The organism is Rhodococcus sp. JVH1 (assembly GCF_000280725.2).
Lineage (GTDB): Bacteria > Actinomycetota > Actinomycetes > Mycobacteriales > Mycobacteriaceae > Rhodococcus_F > Rhodococcus_F jostii_A.
In genome coordinates, this window is the sequence record NZ_CP166289.1 from 989,066 (window position 1) to 1,012,031 (window position 22,966).

Below are 22,966 nucleotides of genomic sequence, written 5' to 3' on the forward strand. Positions count from 1 at the left end.
TACTGCCGCTCCGGCACCCGGACGTCGAATCCCGTTGCGTGTCAGACCTCGCCGCGGCTTCGTCTCTCCATCATCGAGTGGCGGCGGCTGTAGGCGAAGTAGATGATCACGCCGAGCGCCATCCACACGATGAACCGGATCCACGTCTCGACGGACAGATTCACCATCAACCACAGGCAGGCGAGGACGGCGAGGACGGGCACCCACGGGACCAGTGGGACACGAAATCCGCGGGGCAGGTCCGGTCGCGTCCGGCGCAGCACGATCACGCCGACCGACACGAGGACGAACGCGAACAGCGTTCCGATGTTGACCATCTCCTCGAGGGTGCCGATCGGGAAGATCCCCGCGAGCACCGCCACCACGACACCGACGAGCACGGTGATCCGAACGGGTGTGCCGTGCTTGCCGGTCGGCGCGAGCCGCCTCGGCATCAGTCCGTCGCGGGACATGGCGAACAGCACCCGGGTCTGCCCGAGCATCAGCACCATCACCACGGTGGTGAGGCCCGCGAGCGCACCGAACGAGATCAGGTTCTTCGCCCACGTGATCCCGTGGATGCCGAACGCGGTGGCCAGATTGGAACTGTCCCCGGCCAATTCGTGGTAGTCGACCATGCCGGTGAGCACCAGCGTCACCGCCACGTACAGGATCGTCACGATCAGCAGCGATCCCAGAATTCCGCGGGGCAGCGCCTTCTGCGGATCCTTCGTCTCCTCGGCGGTGGTGGCGACGATGTCGAAACCGATGAACGCGAAGAACACCAGGCTCGCCGCCGCCAGCAGGCCGTACCAGCCGAACGTGCTGCCGCCGGCGCCCGTGACGTAGGAGAACAGGGACTGGTGGATGCCCTCGCCCGTGCTGCCCGCCTCGGACGGGGGAATGTACGGGGAGTAGTTGTCGGTGTCGATGTAGAACGCGCCGACGACCACCACCACGAGCACCACGGCCACCTTGATCGAGGTGATCACGAGGGAGACCCGCGACGACAGCTTGGTGCCCGTCGCCAGCACGACGGTGATGATCGCGACGATGAGTACCGCACCCCAGTCGAACGTGACCGAGCCGATCTGCGCCACCGGCGTGTGGTTGCCGATCACCTCACCGAGATAGAGCGACCAGCCCTTCGCCACGACCGACGCGGCGAGCGCGAATTCGAGGATGAGGTCCCATCCGATGATCCACGCGATCAGTTCACCGAACGTCGCGTAGGAGAACGTGTACGCACTGCCCGCGACCGGAACGGTGGAGGCGAATTCGGCGTAGCAGAGCGCGGCGAGCCCGCACGCGATGGCGGCGATCACGAACGCCGCCGACACCGAGGGACCGGCGACGTTGCCTGCCGTGCGCGCGGTGAGCGTGAAGATGCCGGCACCGATGACCACGGCGACACCGAAGACGGTCAGGTCCCACGCCGTCAGATCCTTGCGGAGTTTGGTCTCCGGTTCGTCCGTGTCTCGGATCGACTGCTCGATCGACTTGGTGCGGAACAATCCGGTCGGCCTGCCGCCGAGGTGCGGTTCTCCGCTGCCTTTGTCCTGGATGGCCACATCAGCCTCCTCAATCGAAAGTTGCCGTTCAGCCTATGCCTTCGGTTGCCCGGAACAGGTCGGGTTCGATGTAGATGCGGCGAGCCGCGGGGACTGCGCCGCGCACTCGCGCCTCGGCCTCGTTGATGGCTTCGGCGACCGCGCTGATGTCCGATCCGGCGGCCACGGCCACTTTCGCGGCCACGAGGATTTCCTCGGGTCCGAGGTACTGAGTCTTGCAATGGATGACGCGCTCGATCTTCTCGCCGTCGACGAGGGCTGCGAGAATGCGCGACTCCTCGTCGGCGGTGGCTCCTTCACCGATCAGCAGGCTCTGCATCTCGACGATGAGGATGATCGCGATGATTCCGAGCAGGGCGCCGATGCAGAGGGTGCCGACACCGTCCCACACCGGATTCCCGGTGAGCATCGTCAGTCCGACACCACCGAGCGCGAGAACCAGACCGACCAGTGCACCGGTGTCCTCGAGCAGCACGACGGGAAGCTCCGGGCTGCGCGACGTGCGAATGAATCCCCACCAGCTCGCTGTCCCCTTGAGGGGACGCGACTCCCGCACGGCGGTGAGGAAGCTGAACGTCTCGAGCCCGATGGCGATCACCAGGATGACCACCGCCACGAGGGGCGACGTGAGTTCCTCGGGGTGCTGGATCTTGTGGATGCCCTCGTAGATCGCGAACAGCGAACCGAGGCTGAACAACACGAGCGCGACGACGAACGAGTAGAAGTAGCGGCTACGCCCGTACCCGAACTGGTGCAGATCGTCTGCGGCGCGTTCGGCCTTCTTCTGGCCGAGCAGGAGCAGGCCCTGGTTGGAGGTATCGGCCACCGAGTGCACGGATTCCGCCAGCATGGACGACGAGCCGGTGATCAGGAAGCCGGCGAACTTGGCTACCGCGATACCGGCATTGGCGCCGAGCGCGGCGAGAATCGCCTTCTTTCCCCCATGAGCCGACAACTGACTTCTCCTCTCGGTCGCGCACGACCCTCACGACGGGCCGCGGAGCCCTTCTCGGATCGCAGGGCGGGTCACAGGCTACGCGATCGGCGGGCCGACCCTCGCACTGAACAACTGGGCACACTCGGTGCCCGCGGTCACCACCACTTCGGGGTCCTCGGCCGCGATCCAGACGGCGTTGCCCTGGGACAGTTCGAGGGCATCGGTTCCGCACCGCAACTCCACAGAACCCGAGGTGCACAGCAGAATATGCGGCCCCTCCGAGTCGAGCCGGTGCTCCGTAGGGCCGTCCGGTGACAGATCGATCCGCGCGAGAACGAATTCCGGCGCCGGCGTGGAGTACACGAATTCACCACTGCCAGGGCGCTCTTGCGCCTCCAGTATCGGAATGTCGACGGTGTCGAAGTCGAGGACGCGCAGCAACTCCGGAACGTCCACGTGCTTGGGTGTGAGTCCCCCGCGCAGCACGTTGTCGGAGTTGGCCATGATCTCCACGGCCATTCCGTGCAGGTAGGCGTGGAGGTTGCCCGCGTCGAGGTACAGGCCCTGCCCCGGTTCGAGGGTGACCCGGTTCAGGAGGAGCGCGGCCAGCACGCCCGCGTCTCCCGGGTACACCTCACTCAATTCGAGGGCCGTGCGGATCTCCGCTGCGAACTCGCCGTCCTTCGTATTCGACAGATAGGCGACGCATCCGTCGAGCACCCTCGGCATCAGCGCGCCGAGCACCGGCTGCGGCAACGTGATCCACGTGGTGAACAGCGCGCGGAGACCGTCCGAGTCGGGTTGTCCGGCAATCAGGCCGACGTAGGGCTGCAGCTCCGGAACCGCGATCGCCTCGAGCAGCTTGACCGTCCGCTGAGGGTCCCGGAAACCGGCGAGCGCGTGGAACCGGCTGAGGGCCACGACGAGTTCGGGTTTGTGGCTGGCGTCCTTGTAGTTGCGCACCGAGGATTCGAGCGGGATTCCCGCCTCGTTCTCCCGGGCGAACCCCTCCCACGCCTGCTCGGTGCTCGGGTGGGCCTGCAACGACAGGGGTTCCTCCGACGCGAGCAACTTCAGCAGGAACGGGAGGCGATCGCCGAACGTCTCCACGCTCCGCTTGCCGAGCTGGCGTTCGGGTTCCGAGTGCACCAGGTCCAGAAGGGACCGGGGCCCCTCCTCGGTGAGGACGCGGGCGGGATCACCCGGGTGCGCGCCCAACCACAGTTCCGCCTCCGGATGCGCGGTGGGAACCGGAAGTCCACGCAGCTGTGCGATGGCTGTGCGCGATCCCCACGCGTAGGACCGGAGCGCACCTTCGAGTCGGTGCACTAGATACCGCCGATCAACTGGAGATACGCGGCAGTCATGTCGAGCCTGCCGACGAGAACCGCCGCCTGTTCCAGCTCGGGACGCTGCGATGGAACCTGGCCCTCGTCCGAGGATGCGACGACGAGGTCGACGTCGCCCAGGGCGGCGATCCTGCGTTCGACGAGCATCCGATCGGCGTCGGCCGACAACACGAACGTGCGCACCGGGCTGGCCGAGGGCGGACCGTCCAACTCGGGATCGTGGAATATCGAGTCGTGCGCGGAGAGCGCCTGGTCGACACGGAACGTGCCCGCCGCGCTCAGAACGTCCGGAAGTTCCGACGCGGTCGCCACACGACCCGCGTGCAGCAGCGCCTCGGCGCCGTGCCGGGCCAGTTCCACCGTGCTCTCCGTGTCACCCGTGAGCACGATGCGGCGTCCCTGCATGCGGGAGGCCAACGATTTCGCGGGATTGTGGAACACCTCGCTGTTCGGCCTGTCACGCAGCGCCTCACCGTCGACGGCGTCGGCGATCTGCTCGAGGTCGGGAACCTCGTCGCCCCAGCGTTCCGAACCGACCACCCGAAGGACGGCCAGCAGTACGGCGAAGTACCGCAGCAGACCGTGCCGGGTGAGTGCCCGGACCCGCGGCGCGAACATGACGACCCGTCCGGCCGCCGCGGCCTGCAACGGCCCTTCGTCCGGCGCCGCCACCACCACTTCGGCGCCGCGGCGCACCGCCGCGTCGATGGCCTGCACGAGCCGGGGGTCGCCTGCGTCGTCGCCGGCCACCACCACCACGTCGAGCGGGCCCACCCACACGGGGGTCCGGGTGGCGCGCACCAGCGGGAAACCGATCCGTTCGGCGAGGACCGCCGTCAGGATCGCCGCCCCGCGGCTGGCACGCCCCGCGCCGGTCACCACCACCACGCTGCGCGGACGCAGCCCCTGCAGTCGTTCGAGAGCCCCCTCCTCGACCGCGGACCGGGTGGCCCGGATCTGGGCACCCCCCATGGCGGCGGACCGCAACACGCCCTCGGTGTCCGCCGCGACCAGTGCGTCCCCGTCGTCCAGATCGAACAGGGGCGTCGGCGCTGTCATGACACCGCACCCCCTTTCTTCGTCAGTGCAAGCCACATTCGCAACACGTGCAGAACCTGTAGTTCCAACTATGGCAGTCAGGCTCGGACGATGCCCAGTATCTCGGTAACGAGTGCATCTACCTCGGCCGCCGTCGCCGCCTCCACGTTGAGTCGCAGGAGCGGCTCGGTGTTGGAGGCCCGCAAGTTGAACCACGCACCGTCCACGAGTTCGACCGTGACACCGTCGAGCCGGTCCACGACCGTGGTGCGGTCCGCGAACGCCGACAACACCGCGTCGGTCCTTTCGGCGGCGTCCGCGACGGTCGAGTTGATCTCTCCCGACGCCGCGTACCGCTCGTACTTCGCCATCAGCTCGGACAGCGGACGATCCTGCTCCCCCAGCGCCGCGAGAACATGCAGTCCGGCGAGCATCCCGGAGTCGGCGCCCCAGAAGTCGCGGAAGTAGTAGTGCGCGGAGTGCTCGCCGCCGAAGATCGCGCCCGTCTCGGCCATCTGCTGCTTGATGAACGAATGCCCCACCCGGGTGCGGACCGGGTGTCCGCCCAGCTCCGTCACCAGTTCCGGCACCGCGCGGGACGTGATGAGGTTGTGGATGACGGTCGCGCCGGGCTCCTTGGCCAGCTCCCGCTCCGCGACCAGGGCGGTGACGGCGGACGGCGACACCGGGTTGCCGAGTTCGTCGACCACGAAGCAGCGGTCGGCGTCGCCGTCGAAGGCCAGGCCGATGTCGGCACCGGTCTCACGGACGTATCGCTGCAGATCCACGAGGTTCGCCGGGTCGAGCGGATTCGCCTCGTGGTTCGGGAACGTGCCGTCGAGCTCGAAGTACAGCGGCTCCAGCTTCACCGGCATCGGCTCGAACACCGCGGGAACGGTGTGCCCGCCCATGCCGTTGCCCGCGTCGACGGCCACCGTCAGCGGGCGGAGGTCGGACAGGCTCACCAGTCCGCGGACGAAGCTCGCGTACCGCTCGAGCACGTCCTCCTCGGACACCGCGCCGGGAGCGCCGTCGAACACCGGAACCCCGTCGATGACCTCGGCCGCGATCGTGGCGAGGCCCGTCTCCTGCCCCACCGGCTTCGCGCCTGCGCGGCACAGCTTGATGCCGTTGTACCTCGCCGGGTTGTGGCTCGCCGTGAACATCGCACCCGGGCAGTCGAACAGCCCCGACGCGAAATACAGCTGATCGGTGGACGCGAGACCGATGAGGACGACGTCCAGGCCCTGGGCGGTGACGCCGTCGGCGAATGCGCGGGCCAGTTCAGGGGACGACGCGCGCATGTCGTAGCCGATCACGACCTTCGTGGCGCTGTCCTCGCGAACGAGTCGTGCGAATGCGCCACCCACATCCTGCACGAACGCGGCGTCGATGTGTTCACCGACGACACCCCGCACGTCGTAAGCCTTGATCACGGCATGTACGGACTCGGCTGATCGCGCCACTTCTTGTTTCTCCTTTACGAGCACCAGTGCTGGCGCAAGCCTAATGCCTGCCCGTCGCGGGCACGGCACGCCGCGGGCCGCAGGCCCGGAAGCAGGCGGGGACGTCAGTTGGAAGGGTCGGGAAGTACCCGCAGGTGGCCGCGGCGACCGGTGCGCGCCGGGCCGGGCTGGGTGCCGGTCTCCGCGCGATCCTCGGTGGACACGGTCCGTTCGGACCGCCAGCGATCGCCGAGGCCCGCCTCCCGCACGGCCTCCGCCAGCGCGGTCAGGTCGTCCTCGTCCGGGGTACTCGACGAGAACCCACCCTCGTACCGAACCAGTTCCCAGCCCTTAGGTGCGGTGATCCTCGACGCGTGCGTTTCGCACAGATCCCACGAGTGCGGCTCGTCGACCGTGGCGAGCGGGCCGACGACGGCGGTGGAGTCGGAGTAGACGTACGTGAGCGTCGCGACAGCGGGATTCTTACACCCGGGGCGGCAGCATCGACGCAGAGATCTCACAGCTAGGGAGCCTAGCCCCACGAAGGCCCGACACCTACTCGGACACACCGAGAGTGTGCGGCTGTCGTAATGTCCACACCATGTCCAGAGCACGACGCAGGCGTCCCGTGACCACCCGATCCGTCGACCGACGGGGACGGGGAATCCGCGGGTCCGTGTTCCCTCCGGACGCGCCGGCACGACGGAGCCGCGCAGAGAAGTTCGATCTGGTGGTGCTCGAGGCATTCGCGCCGATCGACGCGCGCTGGCGCGAACGCCTGACGAAGCTGGACATCGCCGTCGACGAGGTCCCGAAGATTCATGCTCTCGACCCGGATTCGGTCAACTGGCCCGCCGAGGTCGTGGCGGACGGGCCCGTGCCACTGTCCCGACTGATCCCGGCCGGCATCGACCGGCACGGATCCACGACGCGGGCGCGAGTCGTCCTGTTCCGGCGACCGCTCGAACAGCGCGCCAAGGACCCGGACGATCTCACCGACCTGGTGCACGACGTGCTCGTACAGCAGGTGAGTACGTACCTCGGAGTCGAACCCGAGGTCATCGACCCGGATCTGCCGGGCGACGAAGACTGAACTAGACGATCCCCCGCTTCAGGCGCCGGCGCTCACGCTCCGACAAGCCACCCCAGATACCGAACCGCTCATCGTTGGCCAGTGCGTAGTCGAGGCATTCGTCCCGCACCTCACAGCCCAGGCAGATGCGCTTCGCTTCCCTGGTGGAGCCTCCCTTTTCGGGGAAGAAGGCCTCAGGGTCGGTCTGCGCACAGAGCGCGCGCTCCTGCCACTGATCCTCGATGGTCTCGAACAATTCGTCGAAACCGGTCACCAGACTCAACGCCGGGCGGGGGCCCGTCGTCTCGACTTCCTGTGCAACGAGTTCCGGCACAGAAATTACTTTCACACTGTCTTCTTGCACACTGGCTTCTTGAACACAGACTTCTTGAACACAGACGCCGTCCGCTGCGCCTGCTTCGGAATTGGTCTGCGGTTCGTCGCTTACTGTGCTCCAGCGAGTCTCCGACTCGATCTGCTCATTGGGCATCGTTCCGCCTCCTCACCTGTGATAGCGCAGAAAATTTCGATCGATCATGTACCCCGAACCGAACACCCCTGCCACCCGTTCGAACAACCGTTCGAATTGATCCCCGCTGCAAGCGATCCCACGCCCACAACATCGGAATGACATATTTGTGATTAGACACGCCCAGCGTGTCGCGGTCAAGCTAACCGTTGAAAGTCGATTACTATTTCGCGCTCTCGATTCGCTCCGGGGAAGCAGCACACGGGAGGCGGGCGGCCACCGCCTAGGCTTGCACCGTGAACGTGACTGTATTGGTTGGCGGGGTGGGTGGGGCCCGGTTCCTGCAAGGCGTGCGGAGACTTCTGGGGGCCGATGCGCCCGGTGGTGGGGGCGCCGATTCCGCGCACCGGATCACTGCGGTGGTCAATGTCGGTGACGATGTGTGGATGCACGGGTTGCGGATCTGCCCGGACCTGGACACCTGCATGTACACCCTCGGCGGTGGTATCGACACCGAGCGTGGGTGGGGGCATGCCGGGGAAACCTGGAACGCCCGGGAGGAACTCGCCGCCTATGGTGCGAAACCGGATTGGTTCGGGCTCGGGGACCGGGACATCGCCACCCATCTGATCCGCACCCAGATGCTGCGGACGGGGTATCCGTTGTCGGCGGTGACCGAGGCGTTGTGCAACCGGTGGCAACCGGGTGTGAGCTTGCTGCCGGTGACCGATGATCGTAGTGAAACTCACGTCGTGATCACCGACCCCGAGGACGGGGAGCAGCGGGCGATCCATTTCCAGGAGTGGTGGGTGCGGTACCGCGCCCAGGTGCCGACGCACAGCTTCGCGCACATCGGCGCCGAGCAGGCCGCGCCGGCGCCGGGGGTGCTCGAGGCGATCGAGACCGCCGACATCGTGTTGCTGGCGCCGTCGAATCCGGTGGTCAGTGTGGGGGCGATCCTGGCGGTGCCGGGGATCCGGGGCGGCCTGCGCACCACCGCCGCGAAGGTGGTCGGGATTTCGCCGATCGTCGGCGGAAAACCGTTGCGGGGCATGGCCGACGAATGCCTCGACGTGATCGGGGTGGACACCTCGGCGGAGGCGATCGGCCGCTGGTACGGGGCCCGGTCCGGGACCGGGATCCTCGACGGCTGGCTGGTGCACGACACCGACACCGCGGAGGTCCCCGGGGTGCAGGTGCGGAGTGTGCCGCTGATCATGACCGACCCGGACGCCACCGCGGCGATGGTGCGGGCGGCGCTGGACGTGGCGGGGGTGACGTTGTGACCGAACCCGCGGGTGCGTCCGGGCTCGATCACGCCCCGGGCGGTGCGATCGAAATCCGGCCCATCGCGGGCCTGCCCGAGTTCCGGCCCGGCGACGACCTGGCGGCCGCGATCGTCGCGGCCGCGCCGTGGCTGGCCGAAGGCGACGTGCTGGTGGTCACCAGCAAGGTGTTCTCGAAGGTCGAGGGCCGGATCGTGTCCTCCCCGACCGACCCGGAGGAACGCGACGCGGCCCGCCGACGCCTCGTCGAGCAGGAAGCGGTCCGGATCGTGGCCCGCAAGGGCCGGACCCTGATCACCGAGAACCGGCTCGGGATCGTGCAGGCCGCGTCGGGGATCGACGGCTCGAACGTGGCGGGTTCCGAACTGGCGTTGCTGCCGGAGGATCCCGATGCCAGCGCCGCCGCCCTGCGCGAGGCGATCGAGGTGGCGTTGGGGGTGCGGGTGGCGGTGGTGGTCACCGACACCATGGGCCGGGCGTGGCGCAACGGTCAGATCGACGCCGCGATCGGTGCGGTCGGGTTGCCGGTGCTGCACGGGTACGCCGGGTCCCGCGACAGTCAGGGCAATGAACTGGTGGTGACGGAGGTGGCGGTCGCCGACGAGATCGCCGCCGCGGGCGATCTGGTCAAGGGCAAGCTCGGTGGGGTACCGGTCGCGGTGGTGCGGGGCCTGGATCTGGTCGACGACGGTTCGCGGGCACAAGATCTGATCCGCCGCGGCGCCGAGGACCTGTTCTGGCTCGGCACCGCCGAATCCGTCGAGCTGGGACGGGCGGAGGCGGTGCTGCTGCGCCGCTCGGTTCGCCACTTCGCGACCGACCCGGTCGACCCGGACGCGGTGCGGGCGTCGATCGCGGACGCGCTGACCGCGCCCGCCCCGCACCACACCCGACCGGTCCGGTTCGTGTGGATCCGCACCCGCACGGTCCGCGACGCACTGCTGACCCGGATGCGGGAGCAGTGGCGCACCGACCTGGCCGCCGACGGGATGAGCGCCGACGCGATCGACACACGGGTGGCCCGCGGCAACATCCTGCTCGACGCACCCGAGGTGATCATCCCGTTCTGCGTCCCCGACGGCGCCCACCACTACCCCGATCAGCGCCGGCGGGCGGCGGAGTCGACGATGTTCACCGTCGCGGTCGGTGCCGCGGTGCAGGGGCTGCTGGTGTCGTTGGCGACCAAGGGAATCGGCAGCTGCTGGATCGGGTCGACGATCTTCGCCCCGGACACCGTCCGCGGCACCCTCGACCTGCCCGCCGACTGGCAACCCCTCGGCGCGATCGCCGTCGGCCACCCCCTCGAACCACTGACCCCCCGACACGCCGCCGACCCCGGCGACGCCCTGATCGAGAGATGACCCACGCGCAATGAGCGCCGAATCACTGCACCGCACCGCGACCGCCGCACTCGAGGGCTGGAAGACGCTCGACGAGAACGACGAATCATTGCGGCACACCATGCTCGCGTTCCTCGCGTCGGCGCCGCTCGGGTGCCTGCGGGAGCACGCACCCGGACACATCACGGCGTCCTCCCTCGTCCTGGACGAGGGAGGATGTCACGTGCTCCTGACCCTGCACCCCAGGGTCGGCCGGTGGATCCAATTGGGCGGGCACTGCGAGCCTTCCGACGAGACCGTCGTCGACGCCGCGCTGCGGGAGGCGTGCGAGGAATCGGGAATTCCCGACCTCCGGATCGATCCCGACCTGCTGTCGGCGCACACCCACCCGATCACGTGCTCACTCGGACAACCCACCCGGCACCTGGATCTCCGGTTCCTCGTCCGCGCGCGGCCCGACGCCCACATCGTGCGCAGCTCCGAATCGACGGACCTCCGCTGGTGGCCGGTGGACGCACTGCCGCCGAACGCGGAGAAGTCCACGATCGACCAGCTCGTGCACCTGGCCGGACTGCGCTAGCGGCGCTGTTCCGACGTCGGGCGTTTCGCCGAGATACGGTCGCCGGAGGATGTTCCCCAGATCGCCGGATCGGCGTAGCCGAGATCCCCCGAACGGGCCGCACGTTGCTCGGCAACCCGATCCGATCATCCGCGTAATCCGTTGGGACGCCTCGGGTCCGGATCGCCGATCCCTCCGTAAACGAATCGTCGAGCGCCACTTAGCGTGTGAAGCCGTGCGTCACTTCACCAGCGCTTTGGCGGAAGCCGGGCCCTTCATGGCCGGAGGTAGCCGATCAGAGTTGCGTGGTAGAGCCGGGACTGCACGACTCCCCCGGGATCAGGGCTGTTTCTGGTTGGTGATGTATGGGGCGACGTTTGATTGCGGGGTCTCTCCGGCGGAGGCAACGAAATACGATGGTGGCGAAGAGTGACTGCAGAGGTTTGCCCGGGTGTGGTCGGGGGAAATTGCTGTCGCGGATGCCGTGCCGAGACACCCCCGAGGCTGGTGCCAGAATTGACGGTTCAACTGTCGGTGGGTCGTGGGTCGTGGATCGGCAGATGCACGTGATGGTGCTTCGCGTTGAACTCGGTCAGCGCCACACCGAACGCGTCACACACCTCTGCCATGAACTCCTCACAGCGGGTGAGCATCGGACGGGTGGTGAAGATCAAACTTGCCCCCACCGACGCGCAGGCGCATCCGCTACACGACACGCTGATGTTGTGTAACACCGCCGCAGGCGTGGTGTCACGGGTCGCGCAAGCGAGCGAGGATTGCCGCGCGTTCGCCCTGCAGAAGGCCGTCTACCACCAGTTGAAGGCGTTGGGACTGTCGGCGCAACCGGCGGTCCGCACGATCAAGAAGGTCGCGGACGCCTACGCGACGCGGGGCGCGAACCTCGAGGCCGGTGATTATGGTCCGCGTGGCGGCAAACGCGCCACGGATATCGCCGCCGCGGCGATCGGGTTCCGGGCGTTGGCGGCGCAACCGTTCGACGATCGGTGCCTGTCCTGGAAACAGCAGGGCTCGACGATCAGTATCTGGACAAGCGAAGATCGACTCAAAGCGGTGCGGTACGTGTGCGCGCCGTGGCAGCGTGCACTCCTGGAACACTGTTGTGGTGAGACAGATCTCGTGTTCCGCGACAACATGTGGTTCCTCCACGCGACGGTCGACGTCCCGGCACCCGAACCGGTAGTGGTCGAGGAGTTCCTCGGCGTGGACCTGGGGATCGTGAACCTCGCGGTCACCTCCGATGACACCGCTGCGTCGGCGGACTGGTCCGGTGGGGCGGTCACCGCACGCCGCGGCAAGTACACGCGGACAAGGCGAACCGGATCACACAGGATCGGTTTGTGTGCCGGGTGTGTGGACATGTCGATCAGGCAGATCACAATGCCGCGTTGAACATCGCCTACCTGGGATACGCGAAGTACATGACCACGACGCACGGCTATTGGGCCGCCTAATCAACCGGCCTACGGTCGGCGCGCACCTGACAGCCAGTCGGGGACGCGACTGGCAAACCCGGCCCTTCAGGGCAGGGGTACGTTGATCTCTCACACGTCCGTGCTGAACCGGACCCCGCCGTCGGGCAACGTCACGCCCGGCCACACCCGGGCCCCGCGCAGGAGTTCGCACCGGGCGCCGATGTCCGCTCCGTCACCGATCACCGCGTCACGCACCAGAGCCCGCGGCCCGATGCGCGCGCCGAAACCGATGATGGACCGTTCGACGGTCGCTCCGGCCTCGACCACGGCGCCGTCGAACAGCACCGCGCCGTCGAGTCGCGCGCCCGCACCCACCTCGGCGCCGCGGCCGACTACGGTCCCGCCGATCAGCAGCGCGCCCGGGGCGACACCCGCGCCCGGGTGGACGAGCGATTCGCCGCGCGGTCCGTCGAGCGCAGGCGACGGAGCGATGCCGCGCACCAGGTCCGCGGAACCGCGCACGAAGTCCTCGGGGGTGCCCATGTCGCGCCAGTACGAGGAGTCGACGTGTCCGTAGATGCGGGCGTCCTCGGCCAGCAGCGACGGGAACACCTCGCGCTCCACCGACACCGGACGGCCCTCGGGGATCCGTTCGATGATCTCGCGCTTGAAGACGTAACAGCCGGCGTTGATCTGGTCGGTCGGCGGGTCCTGCGTCTTCTCGAGGAACGCGGTGACCCGGCCGTCGGCGTCGGTGGGCACGCAGCCGAACGCCCGCGGATCCCCCACTCGCACGAGGTGCAGGGTGACGTCGGCGTCCCGGTTCCGGTGGGTGTCGAGGATCGCGCCCAGGTCGGTACCGCCGAGAACGTCGCCGTTGAAGACCATGGCGTGGTCACCGCGCAGCTTCGGCAGAACGTTGCGGATGCCGCCACCGGTGCCGAGTGGTTCGGTCTCGGTGACGTAGTCGATCTCGAGCCCGAGCTTGGAACCGTCGCCGAAGTACTCCTCGAAGACCTCCGCCTTGAAGGACGTCCCGAGGACCACGTGCCTGATCCCGGCCGCCCCGATCCGCGCGAGCAGATGCTGGAGGAACGGCAGACCCGCCGTCGGCAGCATGGGTTTGGGCGCCGACAACGTCAGCGGGCGGAGCCTCGTTCCCTGACCGCCGACCAGCACCACTGCGTCGGTCGTCTTCTCAATTGCCATGAGTCGTTCCCCCCTCGTTCTGGTTCGTGCGTCGTTCCCGGACTGCGGCAGCCACGGCGATCTTCGACCGCACTGCCAATCCTCCCCGAAGTGCCCACCGAAGCGGCGCCTGCCACCAGTGGGGATGACGATCGGCCTGGAACCGGTACGCGCTCTGATGGTGAGCTGGCAGCATCAGTTCCGGATGCTTGCCCGCGGCGTGCCCCTTCGCGTGGGTGACCTCGGCGGAGGGCACGTACACGTTCAGCCACCCGGCCTTGCCCAGGCGGTCGCCGAGGTCGACGTCCTCCATGTACATGAAGTAGCGGGAATCGAAGCCGTTGATCGAGTCGAAGGCCGCGCGCCGCATCAGCAGGCACGAACCGGACAACCAGCCGACCGACCGCTCGCTGACCGTCTCGTTCTCCTGGCGGTAGCCGGCAGTCCACGGGTTGGACGGCCACACCGTGCCCAGAATCGCGTGCCCGGCACCCGACACGAGGTCGGGCACCTGGCGCGCCGACGGGTAGATGCTCCCGTCGGGTTCCAGAACGAGAGGTCCGAGCGCCCCCGCTCGCGGCCAGCGCTCGGCGGCCGCGAGTAGTACGTCGATCGATCCGGGCGCCCAGCGAACATCCGGATTGGCGATGACGACGAATTCGATCTCGTCGTCGATCTCCGCCACAGCCCTGTTGATGGCACCGCCGTAGCCGATGTTCCCGCCGGTGCGCAGCAGGCGCACGTGCTCGTGCGCCGCGTCCGCGGCCTCGGGGGCGCCGTCCGTCGATCCGTTGTCGGCCATCACGACCTGCGGATCTTCTTTCGTCGCCTCGGCGAGAGTGCCCAGGAACTGCTCCAGATGCTCACCTGGCGAAAAGGTCACCGTCACCACGGCCAGCTTCGAACTCACGCGGGCAAGCGTAGCCGTTGGGAGCAGGTCCGCCTCACACCGCTTCACGCACAGCCGCATGCAACGCGTCTCGCCACGGCCGCAACGGGGTCAGCCCGGCGTCGGCCCACGCGCGGCCGGACAGCACCGAGAACGCCGGTCGCGGGGCGGGCCGCACGAACTGGGCACTCGTGCACGGCCGGACTCGCTCCGGGTCCGCGCCTGCTTCCTCGAACACGGCGCGCGCGAGGTCGAACCAAGTCGCCCGGCCCGAATTGGTGGCGTGCAGCACCGGCGCGTCGACGTCGCTGCGCCCCGCGAGTTCGAGCAGTGCATCGGCCAGGTCGCCGGCGAATGTGGGCGAGCCCACCTGATCGTCCACGACGTCGACCGTGTCACGTTCGCGCTCGAGCCGGAGCATGGTGGAGACGAAGTCGGAGCCGACCCCCGTGTAGACCCATGCTGTGCGCACGACGTGGGCGGACGGAAGCGCTGCGTGGACGGCGCGTTCGCCGGCGAGTTTGGTGCGTCCGTAGGCGGTCGCCGGACCCGTCGGGGCGTCCACCTCGTACGGCGTGTCGCCCTGCCCGGCAAAGACGTAGTCGGTGGAGACGTGAATCAGCCGGGCACCCACCCGGGCGCACGCCGCCGCCAGGTTCCCCGGCCCTGTCTCGTTCACCGCCCGGGCGGTGTCCTCGTCCGACTCCGCAGCGTCGACCGCCGTGTACGCCGCGCAGTTGATCACCACCGATCCGGGTTCGACCTGCTCGTTCACCGCGCCGGGGTCGGTGATGTCGAGCTCAGCGGACCCCACCCCCCGGGCGGGAATTCCCGTCGCCTCGGCTCGTCGGAGGAGGTGCCCACCCAGCTGTCCCCGGGCGCCGGTCACAAGGATCTTCGTCACGGGGGTCAGTCTGGCACGCCGATCGACGCCTCCCTGCTCCCGGCGCGTCGACCAGTAGCCTGGTTTCCGTGTCACACGAGCAACCCGCACCAGACGCACCCCCGAGCACGGCTCGGCGGCCGATTCACATCGCTGTGGCGGTGCTGTCGGTGCTCGCCCTCGTCGTGACGGGATTCGCCTGGCGGAGTATCGACTCGCTGCGCAACAATCTGGCAACCGCGGGCGGTCTGGGACTCGGCGGAAGCGCCGACGGCGCCGTCGACATCCTCATGGTCGGCACCGACAGCCGCACCGACGCCCACGGTAACCCCCTGTCCCAGGACGAACTCGACTCGCTTCGGGCCGGCGAGGAAGTGGCGTCCAACACCGACACCATCGTCCTCATCCGCGTGCCCAACGACGGGAGTTCCGCCACCGCCATCTCGATCCCCCGCGACTCCTACGTCGACGTGCCGGGCATCGGCATGTCGAAGATCAACGCCGCGTACGGGGCCACCAAGGAGACCGAGCGGCTCAAACTCGTCGAGGACGGCGCCACCGACGAGGAAGCCGAGGAGGAGTCGACGAAGGCCGGCCGCGAGGCGCTCATCCAATCGGTGGCCGACCTCACCGGGATCACCGTCGACCACTACGCCGAGGTCGGGCTGCTCGGGTTCGTCCTCCTCACCAACGCCGTCGGCGGCGTCGACGTCTGCCTCAACGAACCGGTGGACGAGGACATGTCCGGCGCGCACTTCCCCGCCGGTGAGCAGACGTTGAAGGGTGCCGACGCACTGAGCTTCGTCCGCCAGCGCCACGACCTTCCCCGCGGCGACCTCGACCGCATCGTGCGTCAGCAAGTGTTCATGGCCTCGCTCGTCGGCAAGGTGCTGTCCGCGAAGACACTCAGCGACCCCGGCAAGCTGAACGAACTCAGCGGCGCCGTGCAACGCTCGGTGGTGCTCGACGACGACTGGGACATCATCGAATTCGCCACCCAACTGCAGGACCTCGCCGGCGGCAAGGTGCAGTTCGAGACGATTCCGGTCGCGGATCTCAACGGCATGACCGATTACGGCGAGTCCATCGTCGAGGTCAAGCCGAAGGACGTGAAGAAGTACGTGGCCGGTCTCGTCGGCGAGGAGCCCACCGACTCGGAAGACACCACAACGTCCGAGACGCCCAAGATCGACGCCTCGACCGTCACCGTCGACGTCGCAAATGCCAGCGACGTCGGGGGCCTCGCGAACGGCGTCGCCGACGCCCTCACGTCGCTCGGCTACGGCCAGGGCGAGGTCGGCAACTACACAGGTCAGTCGGTGAGCGAGACCACCGTCTTCGCGCACTCCGCGGACGACGACAGCGCCAAGGCGGTCGCCGCAGCACTCGGCGGACTCCCCACCGACACCGACGCGACACTGCCCGAAGGCTCGGTGCGGGTGGTGCTGTCGAGTGACTACCAGGGCCCGACGTCCGCCGAGACCACCGGCACCACCACGTCGTCCGAGTCCTCGGAGACAGGCCTCGAGCCCGCGTCCGCAGCAGGAACGACCCCCACCCCGGCACCGCCCGGCCCGCCCATCGATGCCGGCTCGTCGGGCCCGCGTTGTGTGAACTAGAAAACGAGAGACGGATCGTGTCCATGAACCATGCGTCCCGCACGCTGACCGACGCCCTGCTCGACCCCATCCTGAAGAACGACCCGGCCGGCCCGCGCGTCACGTTCTACGACGACGCGACCGGCGAACGGGTCGAACTCTCGGCCCTCACCCTCGCCAACTGGGCGGCCAAGACCGCCAACCTGCTGCGTGACGAGTTCGGCGTCGAGCCCGGCGCCCGCGTCGCGGTGCTCCTTCCCGCGCACTGGCAAACCTCCGCAGTTCTGCTCGGCGCATGGTGGGCCGGCGCCGAGGTCGTCCTCGAAGCCGATGCGGACGCCGAGATCGCACTCGTCTCGGCCCAGCACCTGGGCGACGTCGAGGACGTACCCGAGGTCGCGGCGCTGTCGCTGGACGCGTTCGGCAGGCCCGTCCCCGACCTCCCCGTCGGCATCACCGACTACGCCACGTCCGTGCGCGTCCACGGCGACCAGTTCCGGCCGACGGTCGCCGGACCCGCACTGGCGGGCAAGAGCGTCGACGACGTCCTCGCCGCAGCACTCGCCTCCGCCGAATCGCAGGGAATCACCGGGACCGACCGGGTGCTGTCCGAAGAGGCGTGGGACTCCCCCGACGCCCTGATCGACGGTCTGGTGGCCGTCTTCGCGGCCGGCGCGTCACTCGTGCAGGTCACCAACGCCGACGCCGCAGCCCGGTCGAGGCGCGTCGACACCGAGAAGATCACCCGTCAGCTCACCCGGTAGCCGCCGTCCGCGAGGCCCGCGGCGACCTCGAACCTGTTCCGGGCACCGCGGTGCCGCAACTCCTCGAACAGATACCGCGGAGCGAAGGTCCACCCGTACGTAGCCCATTGGTCGGCGTGGACCGCTTCGTGTCGCACGAGCGATCTCGCCGGTTCCCGGCCGGTGAGAAATGCGCCGCCGATCGTCGTCCCGCCGCGCGCGTACCCACCCCGCATCCCGCTGCACACGAAGATGCCGAACTCGGCGTCGAACGCGATGCGCGCACCCCACAGCCGGGCATACGCCAACGCCAGCCGCGTGATCGCCGCGGACTGCGAGCTCCCCCGCGATGCTCGGATCATCGGCACACCGCGGCTGCGTTTCACAGGCGCAGGATAAGTGCTCGAGGCGACGTTCATCCACAACTTCTCGCCCATCCACAGACCAACCTGAAGTCTCAGTTCGCGCGCGGCAGGGATGACGCGCCCGCCACGATGCTGCCGATCATGACCGCACGCATTCGTACCCTGAAAGAACTCACCGACGCCGGATCCCCCGCAGCACCATCGCCGCCCTGTGCCGAAGTGGCAGCTACCACCGCGTGCTGCCCACGGTGTACTCCCTCGTCGAACCCGACACGTACATCCGGTGTGCCGCCGTGTCGGCGTGGCGGCCGGCCGCGGTCCTGAGCCACCGCACCGCGGCCTGGCTCTACGGCTCGTTGCCCGAGCCGGCGGTCGTCGAGGCGACGATTCCCCGGGGCTGCGCGTCACGCCGTCGGACTGGCTTCGGCTGTTACCGCCGCGACCTCGCACCGCACACGGTGTCGATGGTGTCCCTTCTTCCGGCGGTGTCGCCCGCCCAGGCGCTCTTCGATTGCGCAGGCGTCATGCCCGAAGGAGACGTGGCGTCCCTCGTCGACAGCGAACTCGACCGGAGCGTCGGTCCGCACCGTGACCTCTGCGCCGCTCACCACGGCCGGCACGGCGCGCCCGCGGCACGACGGCTGTTAGGCCACGCTGCCTTCGGTCGCGAGCTCAGCCTTCGCGGTTTCCCGCTCGAGGCCAACCACCCGATCGGTCCGTACGTGGGTGATTTCGCCGACGAGCAGGCGCGGATCGTGGTCGAGGTCGACGGCCGCGAGTTCCACAGCGAGCCCGACGTGTTCCGGACCGACCGACGGCGTCAGAACTGGCTCGTCAGTGAGGGGTGGATGGTGCTCCGCTTCGCGGCCTACGACGTGCTGGCGCATCCCGATGTGGTCGCCGGCGAGATCTTCGATTCGGTGCGTCGACGGCGTCGCAGTCGGCGCCCGAAGTGAACTGAGCCGCCACTCCTTGCTCCCCCAGGGCTGATTCGGCCCCCGGAGCAGCGAAGAGTGGCGGCTCAGTTCGACGCGGTCAGCCCAGCAGCTTGTCGCGGAGTGCCTTGTCCTTGTCCAGGACCATCTTCTCGAGCCCGTCCTGGAACCCGACCATCTGCTGCTGCAGGGCGGGGTCGGAGGCGCCGAGGATGCGGACGGCGAGCAGGCCCGCGTTGCGGGCGCCGCCGATGGACACGGTCGCGACGGGGACACCTGCGGGCATCTGCACGATCGAGAGCAGCGAGTCCATCCCGTCGAGGTATTTCAGCGGGACGGGCACACCGATGACGGGCAGTGGGGTGGCCGATGCCACCATGCCCGGCAGGTGTGCGGCACCACCGGCGCCGGCGATGATCACCTGGATGCCGCGGCCGGCCGCCTCCTTCGCGTAGTCGAGCATGCGCTGCGGTGTGCGGTGCGCGGACACGACACCGACCTCGAAACGCACCCCGAACTCGGCGAGCGCCTCGGCGGCAGCCTCCATGGTGGGCCAGTCGGAGTCGCTGCCCATGATGAGCCCGACCTGTGCGCCCTGCCGTGCTGCCGTGTCACTCACCGTGTACATCCCATCCGTCGGTCCATTCAGCGTGCGAGAGCCAATGCGCGGCGCGCTCGGCGCGCTCGCGCACCCGCGCCACGTACTCGGGGTCGTCGATCGAGCCGGGTCCGCCGACGATGTTCACGTGGCCGATCTTCCGGTCCTCACGTTCCCCCTTGCCGTACAGGTGGATCTTTGCGTCGGGCATTCGGGCGAAGAGGTGGTGGACGCGTTCGTCCATGCTCATCTCGGGGGCCGTCGGTGCACCGAGCACGTTCGCCATCACCGTGATCGGTGCGAGCGGTGCGGTGTCGCCGAGCGGATAGTCGAGGACCGCGCGCAGGTGCTGCTCGAACTGTGAGGTGCGGGCGCCGTCCATGGTCCAGTGGCCCGAATTGTGCGGGCGCATCGCTAGTTCGTTGACGACGAGCGTGCCGTCGGTGGTTTCGAACAGTTCGACGGCCATCGCGCCGACCACTCCGAGTTCGGACGCGATGCGGAGCGCCAGTTCCTCGGCGGCCTCGGCGACCGAGTCGGGCAGCGCTGGGGCGGGGGCGAGGACCACGGCGCACTGTCCGTGGCGTTGCACCGTCTCCACGACGGGCCACGTGGCGCCCTGACCGAACGGTGACCGCGCCACCATCGCGGACAGCTCACGCCGCATCTCGACCTTCTCCTCGACGATGAGGGAGACACCCTGGTCGAGTTGCTGGGTGACGATGCGCTCGGCTTCGTCGGAATCGTCGGTGATCCACACGCCGCGACCGTCGTATCCGCCGCGGACGGCCTTGATCACGACGGGCCATCCGTGTTCGGCGCCGAACTTGACGACGTCCTCGGCCCAGGTCACCTCGGCGTAGGCCGGGACCGGTGCGCCGAGTTCGGCGAGCTTGCGGCGCATCGCCAGCTTGTCCTGTGCGTAGATGAGCGCCGTCGGCGGCGGCTGCACGTTGACGCCCTCGGCGACCAGGACGTCGAGGTGCTCGGTGGGCACGTGCTCGTGGTCGAAGGTCAGCGCGTGCGACCCGACCGCGGCCCTGCGGAGCGCGTCGAGGTCGGTGTGGCTGCCGAGGACGACGTCGGGGCTCACCTGGGCTGCGGGTTCGTCGGCGGTGCCGGAGAGCACCCGCAGGGTCTGGCCGAGCGCAATCGCGGCCTGGTGGGTCATCCGCGCGAGTTGGCCGCCACCGATCATCGTCACGACGGGTTGCCCGGCGGTCAGATCGCGGGGTGTCGTGGGACGCGGTGTGGAGTCAGAGTTGCCGGTCACGGGTCACTAGTTTGTCACGTCCGGCGCTGGGTTCCGCCGCCGAGGTGCCGGTGGGCAGTTTCTGTGATTCTCCTGATGATCTCGCCGCCAATTGGTGGTATCCGGTCCGACTTTCGTAAACTCATCCGTTGTGTCATTTGTCGACGGCGTCCTAGCACGCGTTCCCCAGCCTTTTCGGGCTCTCGCGTTGCGGCATCACGAACTGATCAAGTTCGCGATTGTGGGCGGCACCACCATGATCTTCGACCTCGCGATCTTCTATTCGCTGAGCCTGACGATCCTCGAAGAGAAGCCCGTTGTCGCAAAAATTCTGTCCGGAATTCTCGCGACGGTCCTGAGTTATATTCTCAATCGCGAATGGTCGTTCAAGAACCGTGGCGGGCGTGAACGTCACCACGAGGCCCTGCTGTTCTTCACGATCAGCGGGATCGGTGTGCTCCTCGCGGCGGCGCCGCTGTGGATCGCCAACAACGTGTTCGACATCCGCGCCAGCCAGGAGAACCTGACCACGCTGGTGGTCGTCGACTTCGTGCTCAACTACATCATCGGAAACCTGCTGCAGATGGTGTTCCGCTTCTGGGCACTCCGCCGGTTCGCCTTCCCCGACGAGAACGTGCACATCATCGATCCGGACCTCGTCGACGAGGCCGTCGAGGAAGAGTTCGGCCACTCCTGATCTCAGCGCGGTTCCCGGATCCCGGTGACCCGCGTCGGCACGTGCTCGCGGGCGATGGGAACGAAGATCGCGAACAGGGCCGGGCGGCGACGCTGCAGTTCCAGCCGGCCGCCGTCGGCCTCGATGAGCGCACGGGCCAGCGCCAGGCCCACACCGGTCGAACCGGCCCCCGAGAATCCGCGGTCGAAGATGTGCGGCGCGAGGTCGTTGCTGACCCCGACTCCTTCGTCCGACACCTCGACGCACACCATGGTCTCGCGGGGCGACGTCTCCTCGCCGGGCGTCCTGAGATTCTGACCCTGGATCAGGCGCACCGCCACGGTGCACGTTCCCGCCCCGTGCATGAGTGCGTTGTCGACGAGCACCGCGACGGCCTCGCGGAGCCGGGAACCGGTGGTCGACGCCATCACGTTCGTGTCCCCGCGCAGCACCAACTCGCGGTCGGCGTCTTCGAACGGACGCTTCCAGTCGGCGATGACCACGCCGAGCTCCCGGATCACCGACACCTGGGTCTCGGTGCCGCTGCTGCGTGACGAGCGGACCAGTTCGTCGATCGCGACGGTGAGACGGTCCACCTGCGCCATCGCCTCGTCGGCCTCGACCACGACCGCGGGGTCCGAGTGCACGGACAGCTCGTCGAGCCGGAGTCTGACGGCTGTGAGGCGGCTGCGGAGCTGATGAGAGACGTCCGCGACGAGCGCATGTTCGCGCTGCAGCCGTCCCGCGATCTCGACGGTCGCGGAGTCCAGGACGTCGGAGACGCGGTCGAGTTCGGGGATGCCGTGACGCCGGGTGTCCGGCCGGAAATCGCCCTCCGCGAGTCGGGCCGCCCGGTTGGCGACGTCCCGCAGTGGATCGGCGAGCCGCTTCGCGGTGACGTAGGCGACCACGGTGCCTGCGGCGATGGACACGAGCACCAGCAGCGCGACGGCACCGACCGCCTGGCGTTGCTGGGTGCGCATCTCGTCGGACGGCACCTCGAGGCGTAGCGAACCGGATGTGCCCATCGCGAGTGATTCCACGAGAGGCGACTGCACGGACGATTCGCCGATGTCCACTCGCGCTGCGCCGTCGTCGGTGGTCGGGTAGACCACCACCAGGCGGCCCCCGGCGGGCGTCAGCAGACGCAGGGAGTTCGTGTCGAGATCTCCCTCGACGACGCCGTTGACGCCCTCCTGGGTGATGATCTCCGTCGCCATCCGATCGAGCCGGACCTGGAGATCGCTCCGGTTGAAATCCTCGACCCACAACCACGCCGTGTAGATGAGCGGCACACCGAGCAGCAGCGCCGTCAGGATCACGACTGCGAGGATCGACTGGAGAATTCTGCGGCGCACTAC

The 22,966-nt window shown here is 68.2% G+C and carries 24 protein-coding genes; 10 read left to right on the plus strand and 14 right to left on the minus strand.

Annotated elements, in window-relative coordinates; genetic code table 11:
• Positions 1 to 41: 41 nt before the first annotated feature.
• The 6 genes from JVH1_RS04700 to JVH1_RS04725 all read right to left on the minus strand — a co-directional run bounded on the left by JVH1_RS04700 (position 42) and on the right by JVH1_RS04725 (position 6,840).
• Positions 42 to 1,550 (minus strand): amino acid permease, encoded by a 1,509-nt coding sequence (locus JVH1_RS04700; protein ID WP_009479525.1) that lies wholly within the window; start codon positions 1,548 to 1,550, stop codon positions 42 to 44.
• A gap of 28 nt (positions 1,551 to 1,578) precedes the next feature.
• The gene (locus tag JVH1_RS04705) at positions 1,579 to 2,505 is read right to left on the minus strand and encodes a cation diffusion facilitator family transporter (RefSeq protein ID WP_009479524.1); all 927 of its coding nucleotides are present in this window, start codon (positions 2,503 to 2,505) and stop codon (positions 1,579 to 1,581) included.
• Positions 2,506 to 2,583: 78 nt separating this feature from the next.
• Positions 2,584 to 3,816, minus strand: coding sequence for a mannose-6-phosphate isomerase, class I (gene manA / locus JVH1_RS04710; RefSeq protein ID WP_009479523.1), 1,233 nt, complete (start codon positions 3,814 to 3,816; stop codon positions 2,584 to 2,586).
• A complete protein-coding gene (locus JVH1_RS04715) occupies positions 3,816 to 4,895 on the minus strand; it encodes a hypothetical protein (protein ID WP_009479522.1) in 1,080 nt (359 codons plus the stop codon). Before JVH1_RS04715 ends, manA begins: the two co-directional genes overlap by 1 nt.
• Positions 4,896 to 4,972: 77 nt before the next feature.
• Complete coding sequence (locus JVH1_RS04720) at positions 4,973 to 6,340, minus strand: phosphomannomutase/phosphoglucomutase (RefSeq protein ID WP_009479521.1); 1,368 nt, start codon at positions 6,338 to 6,340, stop codon at positions 4,973 to 4,975.
• 104 nt (positions 6,341 to 6,444) lie between these two features.
• A complete protein-coding gene (locus JVH1_RS04725; protein WP_009479520.1) occupies positions 6,445 to 6,840 on the minus strand; it encodes a DUF3499 domain-containing protein in 396 nt (131 codons plus the stop codon).
• 80 nt (positions 6,841 to 6,920) lie between these two features.
• Here JVH1_RS04725 and JVH1_RS04730 point away from each other — a divergent pair, with 80 nt between their 5' ends.
• Positions 6,921 to 7,412, plus strand: coding sequence for a metallopeptidase family protein (locus tag JVH1_RS04730; RefSeq protein ID WP_029539455.1), 492 nt, complete (start codon positions 6,921 to 6,923; stop codon positions 7,410 to 7,412).
• Between the two features lies 1 nt (position 7,413).
• Here JVH1_RS04730 and JVH1_RS04735 read toward each other — a convergent pair whose 3' ends face one another.
• Complete coding sequence (locus tag JVH1_RS04735; RefSeq protein ID WP_166680705.1) at positions 7,414 to 7,674, minus strand: WhiB family transcriptional regulator; 261 nt, start codon at positions 7,672 to 7,674, stop codon at positions 7,414 to 7,416.
• Between the two features lie 482 nt (positions 7,675 to 8,156).
• On the opposite strand from JVH1_RS04735, the gene cofD reads away from it, so the two are divergent.
• The 5 genes from cofD (at position 8,157) to JVH1_RS04760 (ending at position 12,517) form a co-directional block, all read left to right on the plus strand.
• The gene (cofD, locus tag JVH1_RS04740; RefSeq protein WP_043782194.1) at positions 8,157 to 9,146 is read left to right on the plus strand and encodes a 2-phospho-L-lactate transferase; all 990 of its coding nucleotides are present in this window, start codon (positions 8,157 to 8,159) and stop codon (positions 9,144 to 9,146) included.
• The gene (locus JVH1_RS04745; RefSeq protein WP_009479516.1) at positions 9,143 to 10,507 is read left to right on the plus strand and encodes a coenzyme F420-0:L-glutamate ligase; all 1,365 of its coding nucleotides are present in this window, start codon (positions 9,143 to 9,145) and stop codon (positions 10,505 to 10,507) included. Before cofD ends, JVH1_RS04745 begins: the two co-directional genes overlap by 4 nt.
• A 10-nt stretch (positions 10,508 to 10,517) precedes the next feature.
• Positions 10,518 to 11,066 carry an NUDIX hydrolase gene (locus JVH1_RS04750; protein WP_005240029.1) on the plus strand — a complete coding sequence of 183 codons (549 nt, stop codon included), beginning with the start codon at positions 10,518 to 10,520 and terminating at the stop codon, positions 11,064 to 11,066.
• A gap of 606 nt (positions 11,067 to 11,672) precedes the next feature.
• On the plus strand, positions 11,673 to 12,455 hold the full coding sequence (locus tag JVH1_RS04755) for a transposase (protein ID WP_051033798.1): 783 nt from the start codon (positions 11,673 to 11,675) through the stop codon (positions 12,453 to 12,455).
• On the plus strand, positions 12,413 to 12,517 hold the full coding sequence (locus JVH1_RS04760) for a transposase (protein ID WP_237724110.1): 105 nt from the start codon (positions 12,413 to 12,415) through the stop codon (positions 12,515 to 12,517). The genes JVH1_RS04755 and JVH1_RS04760 overlap by 43 nt, the downstream gene beginning before the upstream one ends.
• A 90-nt stretch (positions 12,518 to 12,607) precedes the next feature.
• Here JVH1_RS04760 and JVH1_RS04765 read toward each other — a convergent pair whose 3' ends face one another.
• The 3 genes from JVH1_RS04765 to rfbD are packed head-to-tail and all read right to left on the minus strand — an operon-like array spanning position 12,608 to position 15,459.
• Positions 12,608 to 13,687, minus strand: a complete 1,080-nt coding sequence (locus JVH1_RS04765; RefSeq protein WP_009479513.1) for a sugar phosphate nucleotidyltransferase — start codon at positions 13,685 to 13,687, stop codon at positions 12,608 to 12,610.
• Positions 13,677 to 14,576 (minus strand): glycosyltransferase family 2 protein, encoded by a 900-nt coding sequence (locus tag JVH1_RS04770; protein WP_005264672.1) that lies wholly within the window; start codon positions 14,574 to 14,576, stop codon positions 13,677 to 13,679. The genes JVH1_RS04765 and JVH1_RS04770 overlap by 11 nt, the downstream gene beginning before the upstream one ends.
• Positions 14,577 to 14,610: 34 nt before the next feature.
• The gene (gene rfbD / locus JVH1_RS04775) at positions 14,611 to 15,459 is read right to left on the minus strand and encodes a dTDP-4-dehydrorhamnose reductase (RefSeq protein ID WP_043782189.1); all 849 of its coding nucleotides are present in this window, start codon (positions 15,457 to 15,459) and stop codon (positions 14,611 to 14,613) included.
• Positions 15,460 to 15,593: 134 nt separating this feature from the next.
• On the opposite strand from rfbD, the gene JVH1_RS04780 reads away from it, so the two are divergent.
• Together JVH1_RS04780 and JVH1_RS04785 are read left to right on the plus strand one after the other, a co-directional pair.
• Positions 15,594 to 17,057, plus strand: a complete 1,464-nt coding sequence (locus JVH1_RS04780; protein WP_009479510.1) for an LCP family protein — start codon at positions 15,594 to 15,596, stop codon at positions 17,055 to 17,057.
• Between the two features lie 23 nt (positions 17,058 to 17,080).
• Entirely contained in the window at positions 17,081 to 17,800 is a 720-nt protein-coding gene (locus JVH1_RS04785) for a TIGR03089 family protein (protein WP_043782187.1), read from the plus strand.
• On the opposite strand, the gene JVH1_RS04790 is transcribed toward JVH1_RS04785, so the two are convergent.
• Entirely contained in the window at positions 17,785 to 18,198 is a 414-nt protein-coding gene (locus JVH1_RS04790) for a hypothetical protein (protein ID WP_051033800.1), read from the minus strand. The genes JVH1_RS04785 and JVH1_RS04790 overlap by 16 nt on opposite strands.
• Before the next feature lie 182 nt (positions 18,199 to 18,380).
• Here JVH1_RS04790 and JVH1_RS04795 point away from each other — a divergent pair, with 182 nt between their 5' ends.
• Complete coding sequence (locus tag JVH1_RS04795; protein ID WP_009479507.1) at positions 18,381 to 19,100, plus strand: endonuclease domain-containing protein; 720 nt, start codon at positions 18,381 to 18,383, stop codon at positions 19,098 to 19,100.
• Positions 19,101 to 19,179: 79 nt separating this feature from the next.
• On the opposite strand, the gene purE is transcribed toward JVH1_RS04795, so the two are convergent.
• Together purE and JVH1_RS04805 are read right to left on the minus strand one after the other, a co-directional pair.
• A complete protein-coding gene (purE, locus tag JVH1_RS04800; protein WP_009479506.1) occupies positions 19,180 to 19,707 on the minus strand; it encodes a 5-(carboxyamino)imidazole ribonucleotide mutase in 528 nt (175 codons plus the stop codon).
• Complete coding sequence (locus tag JVH1_RS04805) at positions 19,691 to 20,950, minus strand: 5-(carboxyamino)imidazole ribonucleotide synthase (protein WP_009479505.1); 1,260 nt, start codon at positions 20,948 to 20,950, stop codon at positions 19,691 to 19,693. The genes purE and JVH1_RS04805 overlap by 17 nt, the downstream gene beginning before the upstream one ends.
• A 130-nt stretch (positions 20,951 to 21,080) precedes the next feature.
• Here JVH1_RS04805 and JVH1_RS04810 point away from each other — a divergent pair, with 130 nt between their 5' ends.
• On the plus strand, positions 21,081 to 21,626 hold the full coding sequence (locus tag JVH1_RS04810; RefSeq protein WP_043782185.1) for a GtrA family protein: 546 nt from the start codon (positions 21,081 to 21,083) through the stop codon (positions 21,624 to 21,626).
• Positions 21,627 to 21,628: 2 nt separating this feature from the next.
• On the opposite strand, the gene JVH1_RS04815 is transcribed toward JVH1_RS04810, so the two are convergent.
• Positions 21,629 to 22,963 (minus strand): HAMP domain-containing sensor histidine kinase, encoded by a 1,335-nt coding sequence (locus JVH1_RS04815; protein WP_009479502.1) that lies wholly within the window; start codon positions 22,961 to 22,963, stop codon positions 21,629 to 21,631.
• Between the last annotated feature and the right edge of the window lie 3 nt (positions 22,964 to 22,966).